The 18,517-nt window shown below is 71.9% G+C and carries 18 protein-coding genes; 11 read left to right on the forward strand and 7 right to left on the reverse strand.

Features of this window, described 5'->3' with window-relative positions; all coding sequences use genetic code 11:
- Window positions 1-166: 166 nt before the first annotated feature.
- From M8J74_RS13470 to M8J74_RS13490, 5 genes are read left to right on the forward strand one after another with little or no spacing between them, the layout of a single operon-like run.
- Window positions 167-1,759 carry a sensor histidine kinase gene (locus M8J74_RS13470; RefSeq protein ID WP_249836610.1) on the forward strand — a complete coding sequence of 531 codons (1,593 nt, stop codon included), beginning with the start codon at window positions 167-169 and terminating at the stop codon, window positions 1,757-1,759.
- Window positions 1,756-2,163, forward strand: coding sequence for a roadblock/LC7 domain-containing protein (locus M8J74_RS13475; RefSeq protein ID WP_058926362.1), 408 nt, complete (start codon window positions 1,756-1,758; stop codon window positions 2,161-2,163). The genes M8J74_RS13470 and M8J74_RS13475 overlap by 4 nt, the downstream gene beginning before the upstream one ends.
- A complete protein-coding gene (locus tag M8J74_RS13480) occupies window positions 2,160-2,567 on the forward strand; it encodes a DUF742 domain-containing protein (RefSeq protein ID WP_249836611.1) in 408 nt (135 codons plus the stop codon). The genes M8J74_RS13475 and M8J74_RS13480 overlap by 4 nt, the downstream gene beginning before the upstream one ends.
- Window positions 2,548-3,168 carry a GTP-binding protein gene (locus tag M8J74_RS13485; RefSeq protein ID WP_249836612.1) on the forward strand — a complete coding sequence of 207 codons (621 nt, stop codon included), beginning with the start codon at window positions 2,548-2,550 and terminating at the stop codon, window positions 3,166-3,168. The genes M8J74_RS13480 and M8J74_RS13485 overlap by 20 nt, the downstream gene beginning before the upstream one ends.
- 53 nt (window positions 3,169-3,221) lie before the next feature.
- Window positions 3,222-4,712 (forward strand): cytochrome P450, encoded by a 1,491-nt coding sequence (locus M8J74_RS13490; RefSeq protein WP_249836613.1) that lies wholly within the window; start codon window positions 3,222-3,224, stop codon window positions 4,710-4,712.
- Window positions 4,713-4,729: 17 nt separating this feature from the next.
- Here the strand turns inward: M8J74_RS13490 and M8J74_RS13495 are convergent, their stop codons facing one another.
- The 3 genes from M8J74_RS13495 to M8J74_RS13505 all read right to left on the reverse strand — a co-directional run bounded on the left by M8J74_RS13495 (window position 4,730) and on the right by M8J74_RS13505 (window position 8,435).
- A complete protein-coding gene (locus tag M8J74_RS13495; RefSeq protein ID WP_249836614.1) occupies window positions 4,730-5,671 on the reverse strand; it encodes an RluA family pseudouridine synthase in 942 nt (313 codons plus the stop codon).
- Window positions 5,672-5,715: 44 nt separating this feature from the next.
- Window positions 5,716-6,792 carry a terpene synthase family protein gene (locus M8J74_RS13500; RefSeq protein WP_249836615.1) on the reverse strand — a complete coding sequence of 359 codons (1,077 nt, stop codon included), beginning with the start codon at window positions 6,790-6,792 and terminating at the stop codon, window positions 5,716-5,718.
- A 128-nt stretch (window positions 6,793-6,920) separates the two neighbouring features.
- Window positions 6,921-8,435 (reverse strand): prenyltransferase/squalene oxidase repeat-containing protein, encoded by a 1,515-nt coding sequence (locus M8J74_RS13505; protein ID WP_249836616.1) that lies wholly within the window; start codon window positions 8,433-8,435, stop codon window positions 6,921-6,923.
- Window positions 8,436-8,949: 514 nt separating this feature from the next.
- Here M8J74_RS13505 and M8J74_RS13510 point away from each other — a divergent pair.
- Window positions 8,950-10,389, forward strand: a complete 1,440-nt coding sequence (locus tag M8J74_RS13510; RefSeq protein WP_249836617.1) for a cytochrome P450 — start codon at window positions 8,950-8,952, stop codon at window positions 10,387-10,389.
- Between the two features lie 68 nt (window positions 10,390-10,457).
- Window positions 10,458-11,039 carry a GNAT family N-acetyltransferase gene (locus M8J74_RS13515; RefSeq protein ID WP_249836618.1) on the forward strand — a complete coding sequence of 194 codons (582 nt, stop codon included), beginning with the start codon at window positions 10,458-10,460 and terminating at the stop codon, window positions 11,037-11,039.
- On the opposite strand, the gene M8J74_RS13520 is transcribed toward M8J74_RS13515, so the two are convergent.
- A complete protein-coding gene (locus tag M8J74_RS13520) occupies window positions 11,036-12,553 on the reverse strand; it encodes an amino acid permease (RefSeq protein ID WP_249836619.1) in 1,518 nt (505 codons plus the stop codon). The genes M8J74_RS13515 and M8J74_RS13520 overlap by 4 nt on opposite strands.
- Window positions 12,554-12,784: 231 nt before the next feature.
- Here M8J74_RS13520 and M8J74_RS13525 point away from each other — a divergent pair, with 231 nt between their 5' ends.
- From M8J74_RS13525 to M8J74_RS13535, 3 genes are all read left to right on the forward strand, one after another.
- Complete coding sequence (locus tag M8J74_RS13525; protein WP_249836620.1) at window positions 12,785-13,426, forward strand: PadR family transcriptional regulator; 642 nt, start codon at window positions 12,785-12,787, stop codon at window positions 13,424-13,426.
- A gap of 164 nt (window positions 13,427-13,590) precedes the next feature.
- The gene (locus M8J74_RS13530; protein WP_249836621.1) at window positions 13,591-14,607 is read left to right on the forward strand and encodes an ATP-binding cassette domain-containing protein; all 1,017 of its coding nucleotides are present in this window, start codon (window positions 13,591-13,593) and stop codon (window positions 14,605-14,607) included.
- Window positions 14,604-15,380, forward strand: coding sequence for an ABC transporter permease (locus tag M8J74_RS13535; protein ID WP_249836622.1), 777 nt, complete (start codon window positions 14,604-14,606; stop codon window positions 15,378-15,380). The genes M8J74_RS13530 and M8J74_RS13535 overlap by 4 nt, the downstream gene beginning before the upstream one ends.
- A gap of 125 nt (window positions 15,381-15,505) precedes the next feature.
- Here M8J74_RS13535 and M8J74_RS13540 read toward each other — a convergent pair whose 3' ends face one another.
- The 3 genes from M8J74_RS13540 to M8J74_RS13550 form a co-directional block, all read right to left on the reverse strand.
- On the reverse strand, window positions 15,506-16,354 hold the full coding sequence (locus M8J74_RS13540) for a siderophore-interacting protein (protein WP_249836623.1): 849 nt from the start codon (window positions 16,352-16,354) through the stop codon (window positions 15,506-15,508).
- A gap of 112 nt (window positions 16,355-16,466) precedes the next feature.
- A complete protein-coding gene (locus tag M8J74_RS13545) occupies window positions 16,467-17,387 on the reverse strand; it encodes a 5'-3' exonuclease (protein ID WP_372500171.1) in 921 nt (306 codons plus the stop codon).
- 29 nt (window positions 17,388-17,416) lie between these two features.
- Complete coding sequence (locus M8J74_RS13550) at window positions 17,417-17,770, reverse strand: hypothetical protein (protein WP_249836624.1); 354 nt, start codon at window positions 17,768-17,770, stop codon at window positions 17,417-17,419.
- A gap of 144 nt (window positions 17,771-17,914) precedes the next feature.
- On the opposite strand from M8J74_RS13550, the gene M8J74_RS13555 reads away from it, so the two are divergent.
- Window positions 17,915-18,517, forward strand: a 603-nt coding sequence (locus tag M8J74_RS13555) for an ATP-binding cassette domain-containing protein (RefSeq protein WP_249836625.1), incomplete at its 3' end; no start/stop codon positions are given.

Genomic DNA, 18,517 nt, shown 5'->3' on the forward strand with positions numbered 1-18,517 from the left:
AGCCGAGCGTACTCGCTTCCGGTGCCCCTTTTCAGGGGCTTGCTGAATATGACACGGCGATGATCCGGTCGGACTAAGCTCGCCCGCAGCGCACCGAGTTGAGATGTATTCGTGCGCTTGTTCCCTATATGTGCGACTCCCTGCCGATTCGTTTCAGAGGGCCTAAATGGTGAGTGTTCAATCCCCGCCCGGGCGCCGCGAACTGCCCTACGCTCGCGTGTTGTTGCTGCCCGCGATACTGATGGCCGCGGTGACCGGCGCCGCCGTCGCCGTGGTGACCGACCCGGCCCGGGCCGCCGTCGGCTGGTGCGGCGCCGCCGCCACGCTCCTGGTGATCGCGACGGCGGCCGAGGCGGTCCGGCGCGGCCGCGGTCTGCGGACCCTGCTCGAGCAGAGCGCCCGTCACACCGCGTATCTGGAACAGCGCATCGCCGGACACGAACAGCAGATGCTCCGCTTCGCCCGCGAGATCGCCCCGAACGCGATCTACTGGCTGCGCAGGGGAAATTCGCCCACAGAGGTGATTCGCCAACTCCCCAACGTCGACCCGAGCTACGCCGAACTGCCTGAGTCACAGCTGCGGTTGCTCAAGACGGTGCTCGACATCATCGACACCGAGGAAGCCATCCGCGACTCCTCGCAGCGCTCCTTCGTCAGCATCGCCCGCCGCGTCCAGGCGATCGTGCACCAGCAGGCCAAGGAACTCCGCGAGATGGAGGAGGACCACGGCCGCAACCCCGAGGTCTTCGACGACCTGCTGCGCATCGACCACGGCACCGCCCTGATCGGCCGGCTCGCCGACTCCATCTCCGTCCTCGGCGGCGGCCGCCCCGGCCGCCAGTGGCCGCAGCCCGTCCCGCTCTACAGCGTGCTGCGCGGCGCCATGTCCCGCATCCTGGACTACCGGCGCATCTCGCTGGACACCATCGCCAAGGTCAACATCCGCGGCATCTCCGTGGAGCCGGTCATCCACGCCTGCGCCGAACTCCTCGACAACGCCACCCGCTACTCGCCGCCGCAGACCAAGGTGCACGTCACCGCCACCGAGGTGCAGACCGGCATCGCCATCGAGATCGAGGACGCCGGCGTCAGCCTCAGCGAGGAGGCCCGCGCCAAGGCCGAGGGCATGCTGGAGCGCGCCAAGGCCGGCGTCGACCTCCAGGAGCTCGGCGAGTCCCCGCGCCTCGGCCTCGCCGTCGTGGGCCGCCTGTGCAAGGCCTACGACATGCAGATCTCGCTGCGCGCCTCGGCGTACGGCGGCGTCCGCGCCGTACTCGTCGTGCCGCGCGTGATGGTGACCGAGGACGAGGCGCCCGGCCTCGCCCACGGCATCGGCGCCACCGCCGCGCCCAAGCTCGACATCGGCGGCATCGAGGGTCCCAACCGCGCCCCCAAGCGGCGCCGCCCCACCAGCCCGCGCATCCCCGCCGGCGTCTCCATGGAGGACGACGTCCCCGTGGTCACCGAGTGGACGGCGGGCGGTCTGCCGCAGCGGCGCAGCCGGGTCAAGACGCCGCTCAGCGTCCGGCTCGCCGAACAGGCCGCCGCCGAACGCGCCGAACGGGAGGCCGAGGAGGCCCGGTCCGCCTGGGCGGCGCCCGAACCCGAGCCCGAGCCGGAGAAGGACGAGCCCGAACCGGGCCTGTGGGTCGAGGCGTTCTGGAACGGCCTGAAGGGCACGCCCGACCCGTTCGACATCCCCCAGCCGACCAACGAGCCGGCCCGCCTTGAGGCCGACGACGAGAGGGACCCCAAGTGATCCAGCAGCGAGCCAACTTCGACTGGATGCTCAAGGATCTCGCCGATGGAGTACCGGGCATCGAGATGATCGTGGTGCTGTCCGCGGACGGCCTGCGCATCGCTCGCTACGGAGGCGACCCGGACGCGGCCGACCGCGTCGCCGCGGCCTGCGCGGGCCTGCAGAGCCTCGCGGGCGCCGTCGCCCAGGAGATCCCGGACAGCGACGGCCGGATGAAGATGGTCCTCATCGAGATCAACGGCGGCTACTTCTACCTCATGGCAGCCGGCCCCAACGCCTATCTCGCGGTCCTGTCGGACGTGGTCGCCGAACCGGGCCTGATGAGCAACCGGATGCGCGACCTCGTCGTCCGCATCGGCGCTCACCTCACCAGTCCACCTCGACGCAACGGGCAGGCCGTATGACTCCTCCGCAACGCCGGCGACGACAGCAGAACCGGCAACCTCCCCCGCCGCCGACCCCGCGGACCGCACAGCAGGGCGACGAGAAGGCCCCGGAACGGCTGTACGTCGTCGCCGGCCCGGACGGCGAGCGGGCGGACATCGACCTGGTGACCTTAATCGTGGCGCGCGCCGACCCGCCGCCCTCGGCCACACCGGAGCAGACGGCGACGCTCCGGTTGTGCGCGGCCCCCCTCTCGGTGGCCGAGCTCTCGGCCTATCTGAACCTGCCGTTCAGCGTGATGACCGTACTGCTCACCGAGATGCTGGCGGCCGAACTGGTGCAGGCGCGCGCCCCGATCGTGCGGCAGGCGCTTCCCGACCGTTCCCTCCTCGAAGCGGTGATGCATGGACTTCAAAGGCTCTGACACCATCCCCGGACCACGCACAGAGGATCATCTGCCGCAGACGGCCCAGGCCGCGGTGAAGATCGTGATCGTGGGCGGCTTCGGAGTCGGCAAGACGACGATGGTCGGTTCGGTCAGCGAGATCAGGCCGCTGACCACGGAGGAGACCATGACGCAGGCAGGCGTCGGGGTCGACGACAACTACGGTTCCGAGTCGAAGACGGCCACCACCGTGGCCATGGACTTCGGCCGCATCAGCATCACCGACCAGCTGGTGCTCTACCTCTTCGGCACGCCCGGCCAGGAACGCTTCTGGTTCCTGTGGAACGGCCTGTTCGAAGGCGCGCTCGGCGCGGTCGTCCTGATCGACACGCGCCGCCTCGAGGTCAGCTTCGACGTCATAGGACGGCTGGAGGAGCGGGGCGTGCCCTTCGTCGTCGCCGTCAACTCCTTCCCGGACGCGCCGCGTTATCCCGTCGAGGACCTGCGCAGCGCCCTCGACCTGGCCGACGAGATCCCGATCATCGAGTGCGACGCGCGCCGCCGGGCCTCCAGCAGGGACGTCCTGATGACGCTGATGCGCTTCCTGCACGCCCTTGCCACGGCGAAGGCGCCGGCGTGAGCCCCGACCTTCCCCCTTACACCTGATCCACCTCAGCTCCCGGAGCGACCATCGTGACGCCTGAACCCTTCTCCCCGACCGACACGGACGAGCCCCTGACCGCCCCACCCCCCGGCTGCCCCGCCCACGGCATCGGCCCCGGCGGGCTGCGCCGGCTGTACGGCCCCGGGACGGAGGACCTGAGGCCCGTGTACGAGGAGCTCCGCGCGGAGCACGGCCCGGTGGCACCGGCGCTGCTGCACGACGATCTGCCGATCTGGGTGGTGCTCGGCCACAGCGAGAACATGCAAATGGTGCGCACGGCCTCGCAGTTCACCCGTGACCTGCGCCTGTGGACCCCGCTGCGGCAGGGCATGGTCAAGCCCGAGAACCCGCTGATGCCGCACCTCGCGTGGCAGCCCATCTGCAGTCACACCGAGGGCGACGAGCACCTGCGGCTGCGCGGCGCGGTCACCGGCGCCATGTCGACCATCGACCACCGGGGCATCCGCCGCTACATCAACCGCGCCACCCAGCACCTCGTCAACAAGTTCTGCGAGGAGGGCCGGGCCGACCTGGTCGGACAGTTCGCCGAGTACCTGCCGATGGCCGTGATGTGCGAGATTCTCGGCATGCCCGACGAGTACAACGACCAGATCGTGCATGCCGCCCGCGACATGCTCAAGGGCAGCGAGACGGCCATCGCCAGCAACGCGTACATCATGGACGTCCTGATGCGGCTCACCGCGCGCCGCCGGGCCGCCCCCCAGGACGACTTCACCAGCCACCTGATCAACCATCCGGCGCGGCTGACCGACGACGAGGTGGGCCAGCACCTGCGCGTCGTCCTGATCGCCGCGTACGAGGCCACCGCCAACCTCCTGGCGAACGTGCTGCGCGTGGTGCTGACCGATCCACGGTTCCGCGCCCAGCTCAGCGGCGGCCAGATGACGGTGCCCGAGGCGGTCGAGCAGTCCCTGTGGGACGAGCCGCCGTTCAGCACGATCCTCGGCTACTTCGCCAAACAGGACACCGAGCTGGGCGGTCAGCACATCCGCAAGGGCGACGGCCTCCTCTTCGGCATCGCGCCCGGCAACGTCGATCCGCGCGTCCGTCCGGATCTCACCGCCAACATGCAGGGCAACCGCTCCCACCTCGCCTTCGGCGGCGGCTCCCACGAGTGCCCGGGCCAGGACATCGGCCGTGCCATCGCCGACGTCGGCGTCGACGCGCTGCTGACCCGTCTCCCCGACGTGGAACTGGCCTGCCCCGAGGACGAGTTGCGCTGGCGGTCGTCCATCTCCAACCAGCATCTGGTGGCCCTGCCGGTGGAGTTCGCGCCGAAGCCCCAGCAGGACGTCATGGAGCGGCTCACCATCTCCGCGGTGCCGCCGCAGCGCTCGAACGACTGGCAGATCGGCAGCGTGCAGACACAGCTTCCGCCTCAGCAGCCCGCCGCCGAGCCCGCCGCCGCGACGCCGGCCCCGACTCCGGCCGCCACCCCCGAACCGGCAGGCCGGCCGAATGTGTTCCGGCGCTTCCTGCGCTGGTGGCAGGGCGAATGAGCCGGCCGGCGACCGGGCTAGCCGGCCCACTCGTCGTACGACGACCAGGCCCGTAGCCGGCGTGAGCTGACGAACCGGTGCTCGCGCCCCGTGACCGGATCGGTGAACTCCAGTGCACGCGCCAGCAGTTGGAGCGGCCGACGGAAATCACCCTCCGGCACGGGGCCGGTCACCACGGGATAGAGGGGGTCGCCGAGGATCGGGACCCCCAACGCGCTCATGTGCACCCGCAGTTGGTGGGTCTGGCCGGTGCGCGGCGTCAGCCGGTACCGGGCGCGGCCGTCCCGCTGCTCCAGCAACTCGACCCGGCTCACGGCGTTGGGCTCGCCCTCGACCTCACGGGCGGCGACCACCCCGCGCTCCTTGACGATCCGGCTGCGCACGGTGCGCGGCAGGTCGAGTCCGGGGTCGTGGGAGGCGACCGCCTCGTACTCCTTGCGCACCCGCCGCTCCTGGAACAGCGCCTGGTACCGGCCGCGCTCCTCGGGGCGCACCGTGAACAGCACCAGCCCGGCCGTCAGCCGGTCCAGCCGGTGCGCCGCCCCGAGCGTCGGGATGTCCAGCTGCCGCCGCAACCGTGCCAGGGCGGTCTCGGCGACGTGACTGCCGCGCGGGGTGGTGGCCAGGAAGTGCGGCTTGTCGGCCACGACCAGGTGCTCGTCGCGGTACACGACGTCGATCTCGAACGGCACCCGCTCCTCAGGGGGCAGGTCCCGGTGGAACCACACGTACATCCCCGGCACGTACGCCGCGTCCCACGGCACCGGACGCCCCGTGACGTCGACGATCCGCCCCGCGTGGAACATCTGGTCGATCACCCCGGCCCCGGGCGCGAGCCGCGCCACGAGATGGTCCCGCACGGTCGCCCAGCCGCCCGCGGGCGGCAACCGCACCCGTACGGGATCCACCCCCGCGCGCTGCGGCAGGGGTGAGGGCGGGGGCGGGGTACGGCGTCTCATCGCGTCCAGCTTACGAAGGCACCGGCCCCTCGCCGGCTACCCCCTCACCCGGCGACCGTGCTGGACAGCCGCCCCCACCACGCGATCGACGGGATCTGCAGCGGGTCGAGGCCGGAGAGGCCCAGGGCGGGGCGCGTGGGGCTGATCCGGATGACGGGGCCGCCGTGCGGGACGGTGTGGCGGGGGCAGGTCGCGGCCCAGTCGAGGTGCCCGCGGATCATGGAGGCGAGGTTGGCGAGATGGGCGGCCAGGGCGGGGTTCGCGGTCTCGTTCACCCGGTCGCGCAGGCCCAGCCAGTGCTCCAGCACCCGGTCCCGCATCGCCACGGCATGGTCGAGGGCCTCGGCGGGGCCGGCGCCGGTGGTGCGGGCGAGGACGTCGGGCAGGTTGTTGACGTCCGCGACGCCCTCGCGTCGGTCCTTGGCGTAGCCGCAGATGTCGTTGTCCCACCCCAGGATGAGGCCGGTCATCTCGGTCAGCGCCCGTACCTCCGGTCGGTCCAGGTCCCCGGGCGCCGGTTCCGTGCCGTCCACGCAGGCCGCGAGGTCCGTGAGCGGCAGTATCCAGGTCGTGGCCAGGCGGTTGCGCACATAGGTGTCGAGGTCGGGCGGCAGCCGGCGGGCATTGTGCGTGCTCTCGCGCACCTCGGCGGCGAGGGTGACACGGAAGTCCCGGACCAGGCGTGCCCGCAGAGCCGGGGACATCGACTCTTCCAGGCGCCGGCCGATGTCGTGGAGCGCCCGCACCGTCGGTTCGGCCGGTTCGCCCAGGGGGCCGCCGTCGAGCGCCCGGGAGAGGGCAGCGGCGTACGCCGTGAACTCGTCGGGCCGGCCGCGCAGCCGTCCCTCGTCGTTCAGGTCGTCGATCACGAAGGTCAGGGTGAGCAGAGCGGCCATGGTCCGGACGCCGGCCGGCGTGGCACGCGGGACGAAGCGGGCGGCGAGCCCGGCGATGTCCGCGGCGGCGAGGCGGGCCGTCTCGGCGTCGCCGCGGACGAGCCGGTGACGGACGCTCCAGTCGAGCTGGAACTCGGTGACCAAGGCGCGGTGCGGGTGGACCCCGCTGGGGATCGGGCACCACAGCGAGGGTGTGGGGAGCGATCCACTCGGCTGCTCGTTCATGCGTACTTCCTTCCTGGCCGCCGGTTCGCGGCGGGGCGCGGCCGACGGCGGGCGACGTGGGCGGGCCGGCCGGGTCGGCCCCGGCGGCTGAGCGGGTCCGTTGCGCTACGGCCGGTTCGCGGCCCGGTTCATGGCGTCGCCGGGTGCCGCAGCAGGTCCATGAGCCCTCGGCAGGTCAGGGCGTGTGCCTGGGCGAGCACGTCGGTCAGGAACGGCCGCGGGCCGCTCATGAAGGGGTCCGGCTCGTCCCAGGTGCCGTCGTCCAGCTGGGTGCCGACGAGGAAGCGGGCGGCCCGCGCGAGGGCCTGCGGTGTGCTGGTCCGGGAGCGGACGAGGACGGTCGCGGCGAGGGCCGTCGCCGCCGGGCTGGAAGCACGCGCGCCGGGGAACGCGGGCCAGCCGCCGTCCCTGTGCTGGCCGGCCGCCAGGATCCGGGCCTCGGAGCGGGCCGCGTCGGTGCTCCAGCCCACCACCGGACCGATCTCGGCGGCCGGGTAACCGGGGAAGACGTACCAGTCGGCGGTCCAGCGACGGGCACCGCGGTGCTGCTGGTGGAGCCAGCGGGCCGCCCGCCCGACCTCGACGTCGGCGCTGCCGTGGGCACGTATCCCGCCGACCATGTGCGCGACGGTGTCCTGAGCCACGGTGTCCCGGGACGATCTCCAGGTGGTCCACAGGCCCCGGTCGTCCTGGTTCTCGCGCGCGTAGACCACGACGGCCGGCCAGGCCCGGCGGCCCTGTTCCGTGCCGGCCAGAGCCAGCAGGGTGTTCCCCGTGGTGTCCGCGTCGCAGTCCAGTCCGCTGCCGGCGACCGCGGAGGACACACTGCCCCAACCGCCCTGCGGGGACTGGGCGTCGGCCAGGAAGTCCAGGGCCCCGGGCCGGGCCAGCGAGTCGAACACGGAGTTGCCGCGCAGGCAGCGCACCATCAGGCCGGTGTCCCAGACGTCGAAGGTCGTGAACCGCCATGTGCCGTCCGCGTGTTGATCCGCCAGGAGCCTGGCCGTGGCGCGATGCGTGGCGGCCCGCCCCGGTGCGACCCGGGTCAGTGCCAGGCAGGCGATGGCGGTGACGAGCGGCATGGCGTGGTAGGAGCCGTCCGGTGCCTGTTCGGCGGTCAGCGCGGCGACCAGTCCTTCGTCCACCGGCAGGCCGACCGCGTGCCGGGCGAGGAGCGCGGCGGACAGGAACTGGGCGCGGTGCCAGCCGGTCAGCGAGGTGCCGCCCGCGTGGCCGAGTGCCTTCGTGGCCCGGTCGAGCAGTTCGTACGGGGAGCAGCCCGGCGCACCCGCGGCCACCCCCAGGGTCTGCAGAAGCAGCAGGCGGCGCCGGTGCGCGGCACTGTCGTGCGGAACGACGGGCAGCGGGGGAGGGTTGGTGACGTCGAGGGCGAGGGCGCGAAGCCACGCGTCCGCCGCCGCCGTGAAGGCGTCGTGTCTCTGGGGCTCGGCCTGCCGGAGCCAGGCACGCACCCGGTCGTGGTGCGGCGCGGCGCGTTCCGCCTTGGCCAGGGCGAACGCCGCGAGGGCGTTCTCCAGGATGCGGGGGCGCGCGGGCGTCGCCCACGAGCCGTTGGGCCGCTGTAACTCCAGGCAGGCGGCGACGGCGCGGTCCAGGCAGCGCCGTGTCTCGCGGGCCGGCACGGGCGTTCGGCCCGGAGGTTGCCATGCAGTACGGGAACTATTCATAACGGCTCAACTCCGCAGCGCAGGTGAGGGCCATGGGGGTTCCGGTCAAGGCGTGCCGAGGAACAGCGTCGGGGACAACCTTCCCGCCCGCCACACCGCGCGGGGCGCGTGCCGGTGCGTCCCAGCGCGCGCGGTCGTGACGGGCGGGCCTCAGTGTGTCTCGCAATGAGGTTTGTGTAGCCGGTAGTTGCGGGCTGCGGGCCTGAGAGGGGGGCGCACGATGTCGCGTACAGAGCAGGAACGGTCAGGTCCGCACTTCCATGTGACAAGACCTTACTTCCGTGCGCCCTCATGTGGTTGGCTTGTGTACCAAACTGACAGGGCACCTTCCGAGGGGTCGCGGGTCGAGGGCATCGGCCCCACGTCCGCGGTCAGTTGTCGGGCACACCGCCGCGCGAGCCGGTGGCCCCGAGGCACGGCGCGACCTGATCTGTGCGGGTGGATGCCCACCCACAACGGTGGAGGACCGATGGCGCAGGCCGACTACCCGTTCGTCACCGCGCCGGGGGCGTTGCCGCTGCTCGGCCACACACTGCGGTTCCTGCGCGACCCCCTGCGCTTCCTGCGTTCCCTGCCGGGCGTCGGAGACGTCGTCACCATCCGGCTCGGACCCGTCAGCGCCGTCGTCGTCTGTGCTCCCGACCTCGTCCGCCGGGTCCTCGTGGACGACCGCACCTTCGACAAGGGCGGTTTCCTCTTCGACCGCAGCCGCGAGTTCCTGGGCAACGGCCTCGGCACCTGCCTGCACAAGGACCACCGCCGGCAGCGGCGGATGATCCAGCCGGCGTTCCACCGCACGCGCCTGCCGGGCTACGCGCGGGAGATGAGCGCACAGGCCCACGCGGTGACCGACGCGTGGCGGCACGGGCAGACCATCGACGTGCTGGCCGAGACGACGACGATCAGCCTGCGCACCACCGCGGCGACGATCTTCTCCGCCGCGCCCGCCGCCCTGCGCGAGTCACTGGCGGCCGATCTGGCGACGCTGGAGGAAGGCGTCTTCCGGCGCATGCTCCTGCCACCGCACGTCGATGCCGTCCCCACACCGGGCAAGCGGCGCTACGACCGCGCACACGCCCGGTCCCAGCAGACCATCCACCGCATCATCGCCGACTACCGGGCCGACGGCGTCGACCACGGCGACCTGATGTCCATGCTGCTGGCGGCCCAGGACGAGCACGCCGGCCCGGGCGCGGAGGGGGCACGGCTGTCCGACGAAGAGGTCAGGGACCAGGTCATGTCGTTCCTCTTCGCCAGCACGGACACGATCGGCAAAGCCCTCGCCTGGGCCCTGCACCTGCTGGGACACCATCCCCACATCACGGAGCGTCTGCACGCGGAGGTCGACGCCGTGCTCGCCGGCGGCGTCGCGGGCTTCGAGGATCTGCCGCGGCTGGAGACGACCCGGAACGTCATCACCGAGACCATGCGCCTGTATCCGCCGGGCTGGCTGCTGACCCGCACCACGACGGTCGACACCGAACTCGGTGGCCGGCACATCCCCGCCGGCACCGATGTCGCCTTCAGCCCCTACCAGATACATCACCGCGACGACCTGTTCGTCCAACCGCAGCGCTTCGATCCCGGCCGATGGGCGCCCGAGCGGGCGGAGACCGTCCCGCGCGACGCGTACTTGCCCTTCGGAGGAGGCGCGCGCAAGTGCATCGGTGACGCTTACGCGTTGACGGAGGCCACCCTCGCGCTGGCGACCATCGCCGCTCGATGGCGACTGGAGCCCATACCCGGCCGACGGGTCAAGGCGGCGCCCTACGCGCTCGCCCTGGGACCCAAGGGGCTGTTCATGCGAACCGTCGCACGCGACGTCACGGGACGTGAAGCCTCAGGGCGCTCTGCGGCCTCGGGGAAAGGGTCTGTGCGGCCGAAGGGCACGTCGGCCCCACGGCCGTAGGGAAGTCGGCCGGCCCGGCGCCCGAAAAGCGTTGGGCGGCCGCCCTGATGGGGCGGCAGGATGCCCCCATGCCGTACACCGCCGACGAAGTCCTGCCCAAGGGTGCCCTCTCCCGTGCCCCGCAGCCGCTGCTGGACGGCGGTGACGGGCTGGTCCTGCGGCCCTGGCGGGTCGAGGACGTGCCCGCCGTGCATGCGGCGTACCAGGACCCCCTCATGCACCAGTGGCACATCCGGCGCAGCGACTCCGAGGAGGAGGCCGCCGGGTGGATGCAGGAGTGGCTGACGGAGTGGGAGGGCGAGCGCAAGGCCCAGTGGGCCGTCGTCGACGCCGCAACGGACCGGCTGCTGGGACGGGTGGCCCTGCTGAGCATCGTGCTCGCGGAGGCGCAGGCCAAGGTCGCCTACTGGACCACGGCGGCGGCCAGGGGCCAGGGCGTCGCCACCCGCGCGACGAACACCCTGACCCGCTGGGCCTTCGACGAGATCGGCTTCCACCGCCTCGAACTCCTGCACGCCACCGCCAACCCGGCCTCCTGCCGGGTCGCCGCCAAGGCCGGCTTCGCCCTGGAGGGCACCAAGCGCCGCGCCGCCTGCCACCAGGACGGCTGGCACGACATGCACCTGCACGCCCGCCTGCGCGAGGACTAGACGGCGGCTTCCTGAACTGCCGGTTCCGGTACGGGAGTCGGAGCCTCGGCGGTCCTGCGGAACGCGCGGTAGGCGGCGCCGGTCAGGACGGTGGCGGCGAGGAAGAGGACGGTGAACCACTGGAAGTACCAGTGGCCGCCCGCCGGGTCGTACACCGCCGCCCGCGGCCAGGCCAGGTTGACGGTCATCAGCAGGCCGTAGAGCAGGGCCAGCGCGTTGACCGGGATGCCCCAGCGGCCCAGCGAGAACAGCCTCCCGCCCGTCTCGTCCGTGCCCCGCGAGCTGAACTCGCCGCGGACGCGGCGGACCAGCAACGGGCCGGTCACCATCGCGTACGCCAGGTACAGCATCACGATGCAGGTGGTGCCGATGGCCAGGAAGGCGTCCGGCGAGGCGAAGTTGAGCAGGAGCAGCGCGGCGGCCAGGACGCCGACGACCACGGCCGGGGCGCTCGGCATGCCGGTGCGCGGGTTGACCCGTGCCAGGCGTGCGGAGAAGGGGAGTTGTCCGTCGCGGGCCATGGAGAACAGCATCCGGCAGGCCGCCGTCTGGATGGCGAGGGTCGCCACCGCGATCGCCACCACCACGTCGGCGAGCAGGACCTTGCCGACGCCGTCGCCCAGACTGCTGGTCAGGACGTAGCTGAGGCCGTCGACGCCGAGATGGCCGTCGGTGAGGCTGGGCGCGGCGAGCAGTCCGCCGAGGATGACCAGCCCGCCCAGCAGACCGGCGGCGGCGAGCGCGGTGAGGATCGTACGGGGCGCCGTACGGCGGGGGTTGTGCGTCTCCTCGCTCATCTCGCCCGCGCTGTCGAACCCGATCATCACGTACGCCGCCGTGAACGACCCGACGAGCAGCGCCCCCAGCAGGCCGGAGCTCGCCGCGCCCTCGGTGTGGAAGGTGATGCCGGGGGAGCGCTCGGAGTGGGTGAGCAGCAGGACGACGATCAGGACCGCGCCGATGATCTCGGCGGTCACGCCGACCCGGTTGACCACGGACATCACGCGGTTGTCGACGATGTTCACGATCGTGGTCAGCACGAGCAGGACCACGCCGAGCACCGCCGCGTTCGCCGCGCCGTCCGTCGAGGTCACCGCCGGGTCGGTGCCGACCAGCTGGAAGCCGGACCAGATCGCCGGCAGCACCATCTGCAGGGCCAGCGCCGCCGCGGCGACCACCACGATCTGCCCGATCACCATGATCCAGCCGGCGAACCAGCCGAAGGTGACGTTCGACAGCCGGGAGGACCACTGGTAGATCGCGCCCGAGATGGGGTAGCGGGCGGCGAGTTCGGCGAAGCACGCGGCCACCAGCAGCTGGCCGAGGAGCACCGCCGGCCAGGCCCAGAAGAAGACGGGGCCGCCGAAGGCGTACCCGAAGGCGAAGAACTGGAAGACGGTCGTGAGGACCGAGATGAAGGAGAAGCCCGCCGCGAAGGAGGCGTACCGGCCCAGGCTGCGGTGCAGTTCCTGTCGGTAGCCGAACTCGGCGAGGGAATGGTCGGTTGTCGGCACGGCGGCACCTGCCTTCGGCACGGTCCTGCGAGCGGATTCCTGTCAGGCGACAGAAATTAGGGACGCGCTGTTTCGGCCGCGTCACGCAGGCGTGTCGGGGGCGGGCCCAAGTCCTCACGCACTTGCCTCGCACGCGGAAACGCGATACATCGTGTGTATTGACGCTCGCGCCCGGGTCGCGATATGTTCGGCCACGGATATTCGTCAGCGAGCTCGTGAGGGGGTGTGGCGATGAAGCGGCGCAAGCTCGGCAACCCGCTCGCGCTCGCCGTGATGGTCACGCTCTGGCAGAAGCCGATGCACCCCTACGAAATCGCGCAGACCCTTCGCCGCCAGGGCAAGGACACCAGCACGAAGATCAACTACGGCTCGCTCTACACCGTCGTGCAGAACCTCGAGAAGCACGGCTTCGTCGAGGTCACCGACGTGGAGCGGCAGGGCAACCGCCCCGAGCGCACGGTCTACGGCCTCACGGCGGCCGGCCGCGAGGAGGCGACCGAGTGGCTGTCGGACCTGCTGGCCGTCCCGGCCAAGGAGTACCCCGTCTTCGAGAGCGCGCTGTCCTTCCTCGGAGCCGTGCACCCCGATGAGGCGGTGCGGCTGCTGCAGGAGCGGCTGAAGACCCTGGAGGTGGAGGCGGCGAGCTCCCGCGGGGCGCTGGAGAAGCTGTACGAGTCCGTGCCCCGGCTCTTCCTGGTGGAGGTCGAGTACCGCCTCCACATGGTCGAGGCCGAGGCGGAGTGGGTCCGCGGCTTCGTCGAGGAGATCGGCGACGGCAGGCTGCCGGGCGTCGACACCTGGCGCCGGTTCCACGAGACGGGCGAGCTGCCACCGGACCTCATGGAGGAGATCACCCAGATCACCCAGGAATGAACAGACCCCGGCAGGGCTGTTGCAGCAGCCCCCGCCGGGGTCTCGAACCCCGAACTGAGGCCGCCGTGCGGCAGGCCGGGCGATCGAGGTGCGGCACACCCAGGATAGCCCGGCCCTCCCCAGGCGGATCAGTTGTCATCCGTTCACTCAGGAGAGCTGTCGTCATGAGCAGTACCCGTGCGCCCGCCGTCGAGGCGCGTCAGCTGATCAAGACCTATCCCGGCGACGTCACCGCCCTCAACGGCATGGACGTCACCGTCGAACCGGGCACCGTCTTCGGGCTCCTCGGCCCCAACGGCGCCGGCAAGTCCACCACCGTCAAGATCCTCACCACCCTGGCCCGGCCCGACTCGGGCACCGCCGCCGTCGCCGGGCACGACGTGCTGCGCCACCCCGACCGGGTGCGCCGCGCGATCGGCGTGGTCGCCCAGGGCTCAGGCGCCGACCCGGTCGCCACGGGCCGGGAGAACCTCCGGCTGCAGGGCAGGCTCTACGGCCTGACGGGCGCCGCCCTCGACCTGCGGGTGGACGAGCTGCTGGACCGCTTCGGCCTCGCCGACGCGGGCCGGCGCCCCGTCAAGGGCTACTCCGGCGGCATGCGGCGGCGCCTCGACGTCGCCCTCGGCCTGGTCCACCGGCCCGAGGTGCTCTTCCTCGACGAGCCCACCACCGGCCTGGACCCCGAGGCCCGCACGGCGATGTGGGACGAGATCGACCGCCTCGCGGGGGAGGAGGGGCTGACGATCCTCCTCACCACGCACTACCTCGACGAAGCCGACCGCCTCGCCGAGCGCGTCGCGATCGTCGACCGCGGCCGGGTCGTCGTCGAGGGCACCCCGGACGCCCTCAAGGGCGAACTGCGCGGCGACGCCGTCCACGTGGAGCTGCGGGAGGCGGTCGGCGAGGGCGGGCGCACCCTGCTCGACGGCGCCCTGAGCGGGCTGCCCGGCCTGCACGAGGTCCTCGTCGACGGCCGCCGGGTCAGCGTCCGCGCCGACGACGGGGCCGCCGCCGTACCGGCACTCCTCGCCGCCCTGGAGCGGGCCGGGGTCAAGGTCGCCGCCGCGACCGTCGCCCGGCCCTCGCTCGACGACGTCTACCTCCGCTACGCCGGCCGCCGTTACTCCGAGGCCGAGGCCCAGTCCGACGGCGGCCTCGTCCTCGCCGGAGGTGCGCGATGAGCACGGCCGTCACCCAGACCTGGTACATGACGCAGCGTCAACTGATGGTGTTCACGCGGCAGCCCGCGTACGCGATCATCACGCTCATCCAGCCGGTGATCTGGCTGTTCCTGTTCGGCGGCCTCTTCAAGAAGGTCGTCGAACTGGGCGGCTTCGGCACCACGACCTACCTCACCTATCTCGTCCCGGGCGTGGTCGCGATGAGCGCGCTGAGCTCCAACATGTGGGCCGGCATGGGCACGTTGGAGGAGATCCAGCGCGGCACCCTGAACCGCTTCCTGACCACGCCGGTCAGCCGGGCCGCGCTGATGAACGGCAACGTCGTCAACAACGGCCTGGTCACCGCGTTCCAGTCGGCCGTCATCGTGCTGCTGGGCCTGGCCGGCGGCGCCGACTACCCGGGCGGCGTCGGGGGCGTGGCGATCCTGGTACTGGCCTCGGTGCTGCTCGGCACGATCTTCGGGGCACTGTCCAACGCGCTCGGCATGCTGGTGCGGGAGCGGGAGTCGATCATCGGCATCAACACCTTCCTGCTGCTGCCGCTGACCTTCCTGTCCTCGGCCTTCATGGCCCCGTCGCAGATGCCCTCCTGGATGCGGCACGTCGCCGACTTCAACCCGCTGAACTGGGCGATGGTCGCCGGCCGGTCGGCCCTGTCCGAGCACCCCGACTGGAACGCCGTACTCGGCCGGGGCGGGGCGCTGCTGGTGCTCGCCGTGGCGGCGGTGTGGCTGTCGATCCGCGCGTTCCGCTCGTACCAGCGGTCGGTGTGAGCCGGCACGTTGCGGGCCGTGTGAGCCGGCATCTTCCGGCTGGTGTGAGCCGGCATGTTCCGGTCGGTGCGAGCACATGACGAGAGGGGCGGCGCCCGGTCCGGGTGCCGCCCCTCTCGGAGACCTCATGCGGCCGGGGCCGCGCTCTCCTGCTCCGCCTCGATGCGCGCGTTCCACTCCCGCTTGGAGGACTGCCAGCCGTCCTCGTTGTGGCCGAGGCGCCAGTAGCCGGAGATCGACAGGTCCTCGCGCGGGATCTGCCGCTCGACCCGAAGCATCCGGCGCAGCTCCTTGACGAAGTGCGCCTCGCCGTGGACGAAGGCGTGCAGCCGGCCCTCGGGGAAGGCGAAGGACCGTACGGCCTCCAGCAGCGCCTCGCCGACGGGGCGGTCGCCGCGGTGCAGCCAGACGACCTCGATGTCGGAGTCGATCTTCTGCTCCTCCTCGGGCCCCGGCACCTCCACGAAGGCGTGCGCCGTGGCCCCGGCGGGCAGCGACTCCAGGGAACGGGCGATCGCGGGCAGTGCGCTCTCGTCGCCCACCAGCAGATGCCAGTCGGCGCTCACGTCGGGGGCGTAGGCGCCGCCCGGCCCCATGAAGCGCACGGTCTCGCCCGGCTGGACGCGCATCGCCCAGGGCCCGGCCAGACCCTCGTCGCCGTGGACGACGAAGTCCAGCGTCAGTTCGCGCGTCTCGGGGTCGAAAGCCCGCACCGTGTAGGTGCGGGTCACCGGCCACTGCTCGCGCGGCAGTTCCTCGCGGATGCGCTCCAGGTCGAAGGGCTCCGGGTAGGTCACGCCCTCGCTCGGCGGGAACAGCAGCTTGACGTAGTGATCGGTGCAGGTGTCGGCCGCGAAACCGGCCAGCTCCTCGCCGCCGAGGACCACACGCTGCATGTGCGGGGTCAGCCGTTCTGTGCGGACGACCTGCGCGGCATGAGCCTTCCGCGGCTTCCGAGCCGGACGTTCTGCCATGACGGCCTCCCAGAGTCCCTTGCTTAGGCTTACCTAAGTTAGCACCTCTGTCCGGGAACCACCTTGAGGAGAGGGGGCATTACCCGGGCCATTACCCAAACAAGACCATTGCTCACGCCTCCAGAGTGCTCAGCAGCCGCTGCAGCGAACCGCCCAGGCCCCACCGCGCCGCCAGGGCCTCCAGCGCCGCCGCGTCGCGCGGGGCGCGTGGCAGGGCCGTGTCCACGTCCGGCAGGGGCACGTCGTCGGCGACCTTGACGACCTTCGGCGCCACGGCGACGTACGGCCGGGCCTCGTCCAGCCGCTTGCGCTGCGACGGCGTGAGCCTGGCCTTCGGATCGTCGACCGCGGCCATGATCCCCGCCAGGTCCCCGAACTCGGCCAGCAGCTTGGAGGCCGTCTTCTCGCCGATGCCCGGCACCCCCGGCAGGCCGTCGCTGGGGTCGCCGCGCAGCAGCGCCAGGTCCGCGTACCCCGGCCCGTCCACGCCGTACTTCTCGCGCAGCCACGCCTCGTCCGTCAGCTGCAGGGTGCCCACGCCCTTGAGCGGGTACAGCACCCGCACCCCCCGGGCGTCGTCCACCAGCTGGTAGAGGTCGCGGTCGCCGGTGACGATGTCGACCGGGCTCTTCGCGCGCGCCGTGAACGTGCCGATCACGTCGTCCGCCTCGTACGGCTCGACGCCCACGCGCGCGATGCCCAGCGCGTCCAGGACGGCCTCGATGATCGGCACCTGCGGCGACAGCGTGTCCGGCACCTCCTCCTCGTCCGGGCCCGCCGCGTGCTCCTCGGCGACGCGGTGCAGCTTGTAGGAGGGGATCAGGTCGACCCGCCACTGCGGGCGCCAGTCGGCGTCCATGCAGGCCACCAGGTCGCTCGGCCGGTGGTCCTTGACCAGGCGGTCGATGAATTCCAGCAGCCCGCGCACGGCGTTCACCGGCGTGCCGTCCGGGGCCTTCACGGACTCCGGGACGCCGAAGTAGGCGCGGAAGTAGAGCGAGGCGGTGTCGAGGAGCATCAGTCGTCCGGTCACGCTCGCATCATGCCGCACGGCACCGACAGTCACCCGCCGGCCAGCAGCCACCGGGTGCGCGGCGTCTCGGTCACCAGGGTCGCGGCGGCCAGCAGCGACACCAGGACGGCCGCCCACACCGGCATCAGCCACCAGGACGCCACGACGGCCGCGACGAGCTGGAGCAGCACCAGCAGGACGGTCGCCCAGCCGGGGACCGCGACGACGACGTGCGCCTTGTCGCCCGGCGTGGAGAAGACCGTCGGCAGGCCGATCAACAGCACCACGGCGAGCACGGCCAGCACCGGGGAGTACGGCCACAGCGCCCACGGCGTCGCGATCCAGGCCACCAGCTCCGTCGCGAAGCGCAAGGCGGAGGCGCGTCTGTCGTCGGGTCGGTCCACGGTCGTCCCCCTCGGTGAACGGCGATGTGAAGCAGCGGCGGCGATCCTACGCACCCCTTGTGAACCGGACCGCTGTCGCGTTTGGGCCGGTCGGACCAGGGCAGGCGCCGCCCCGATCACCGCCCCCCGAGACCAGAGGCAAGCGTGTCAGCGAGACTTGAGGCCGAGCAGCTCTACAAGGTGTTCGGCAGACGACCGGACCAGGCAGTCGAACGGCTCAGGCGGGGAGCCGACCGGGAGGAGCTGCGCGCCGACGGCACCACCGCCGCCGTGATCGACGCCTCCTTCACCGTGGACCCCGGACAGATCTTCGTCGTCATGGGCCTGTCCGGCTCCGGCAAGTCCACCCTGCTGCGCATGCTCAACGGCCTGCTGGAGCCGACCGCCGGACATGTCCGCTTCGACGGCCAGGACCTGACCGCTCTGAGCGCCCGCGAACTGCGCGAGGTCCGCGCCCACAAGATCAGCATGGTCTTCCAGCACTTCGCGCTGTTCCCGCACCGCAGCGTGCTGGACAACGCCGCCTACGGCCTGGCCGTGCAGGGCGTGCCCCGCGCCGAGCGCGAGCGGCGCGCCGGCGAGGCGCTCGCCCTGTGCGGACTGGCCGGCTGGGAGAAGTCCTGGCCCGACGAGCTGTCCGGCGGCATGCAGCAGCGCGTGGGCCTCGCCCGCGCCCTCGCCACCGACGCCGACCTGCTCCTCATGGACGAGTCCTTCAGCGCCCTGGACCCGCTGATCCGCCGCGAC

The organism is Streptomyces panaciradicis, from assembly GCF_023516615.1.
Classification (GTDB): Bacteria; Actinomycetota; Actinomycetes; order Streptomycetales; family Streptomycetaceae; genus Streptomyces; species Streptomyces panaciradicis.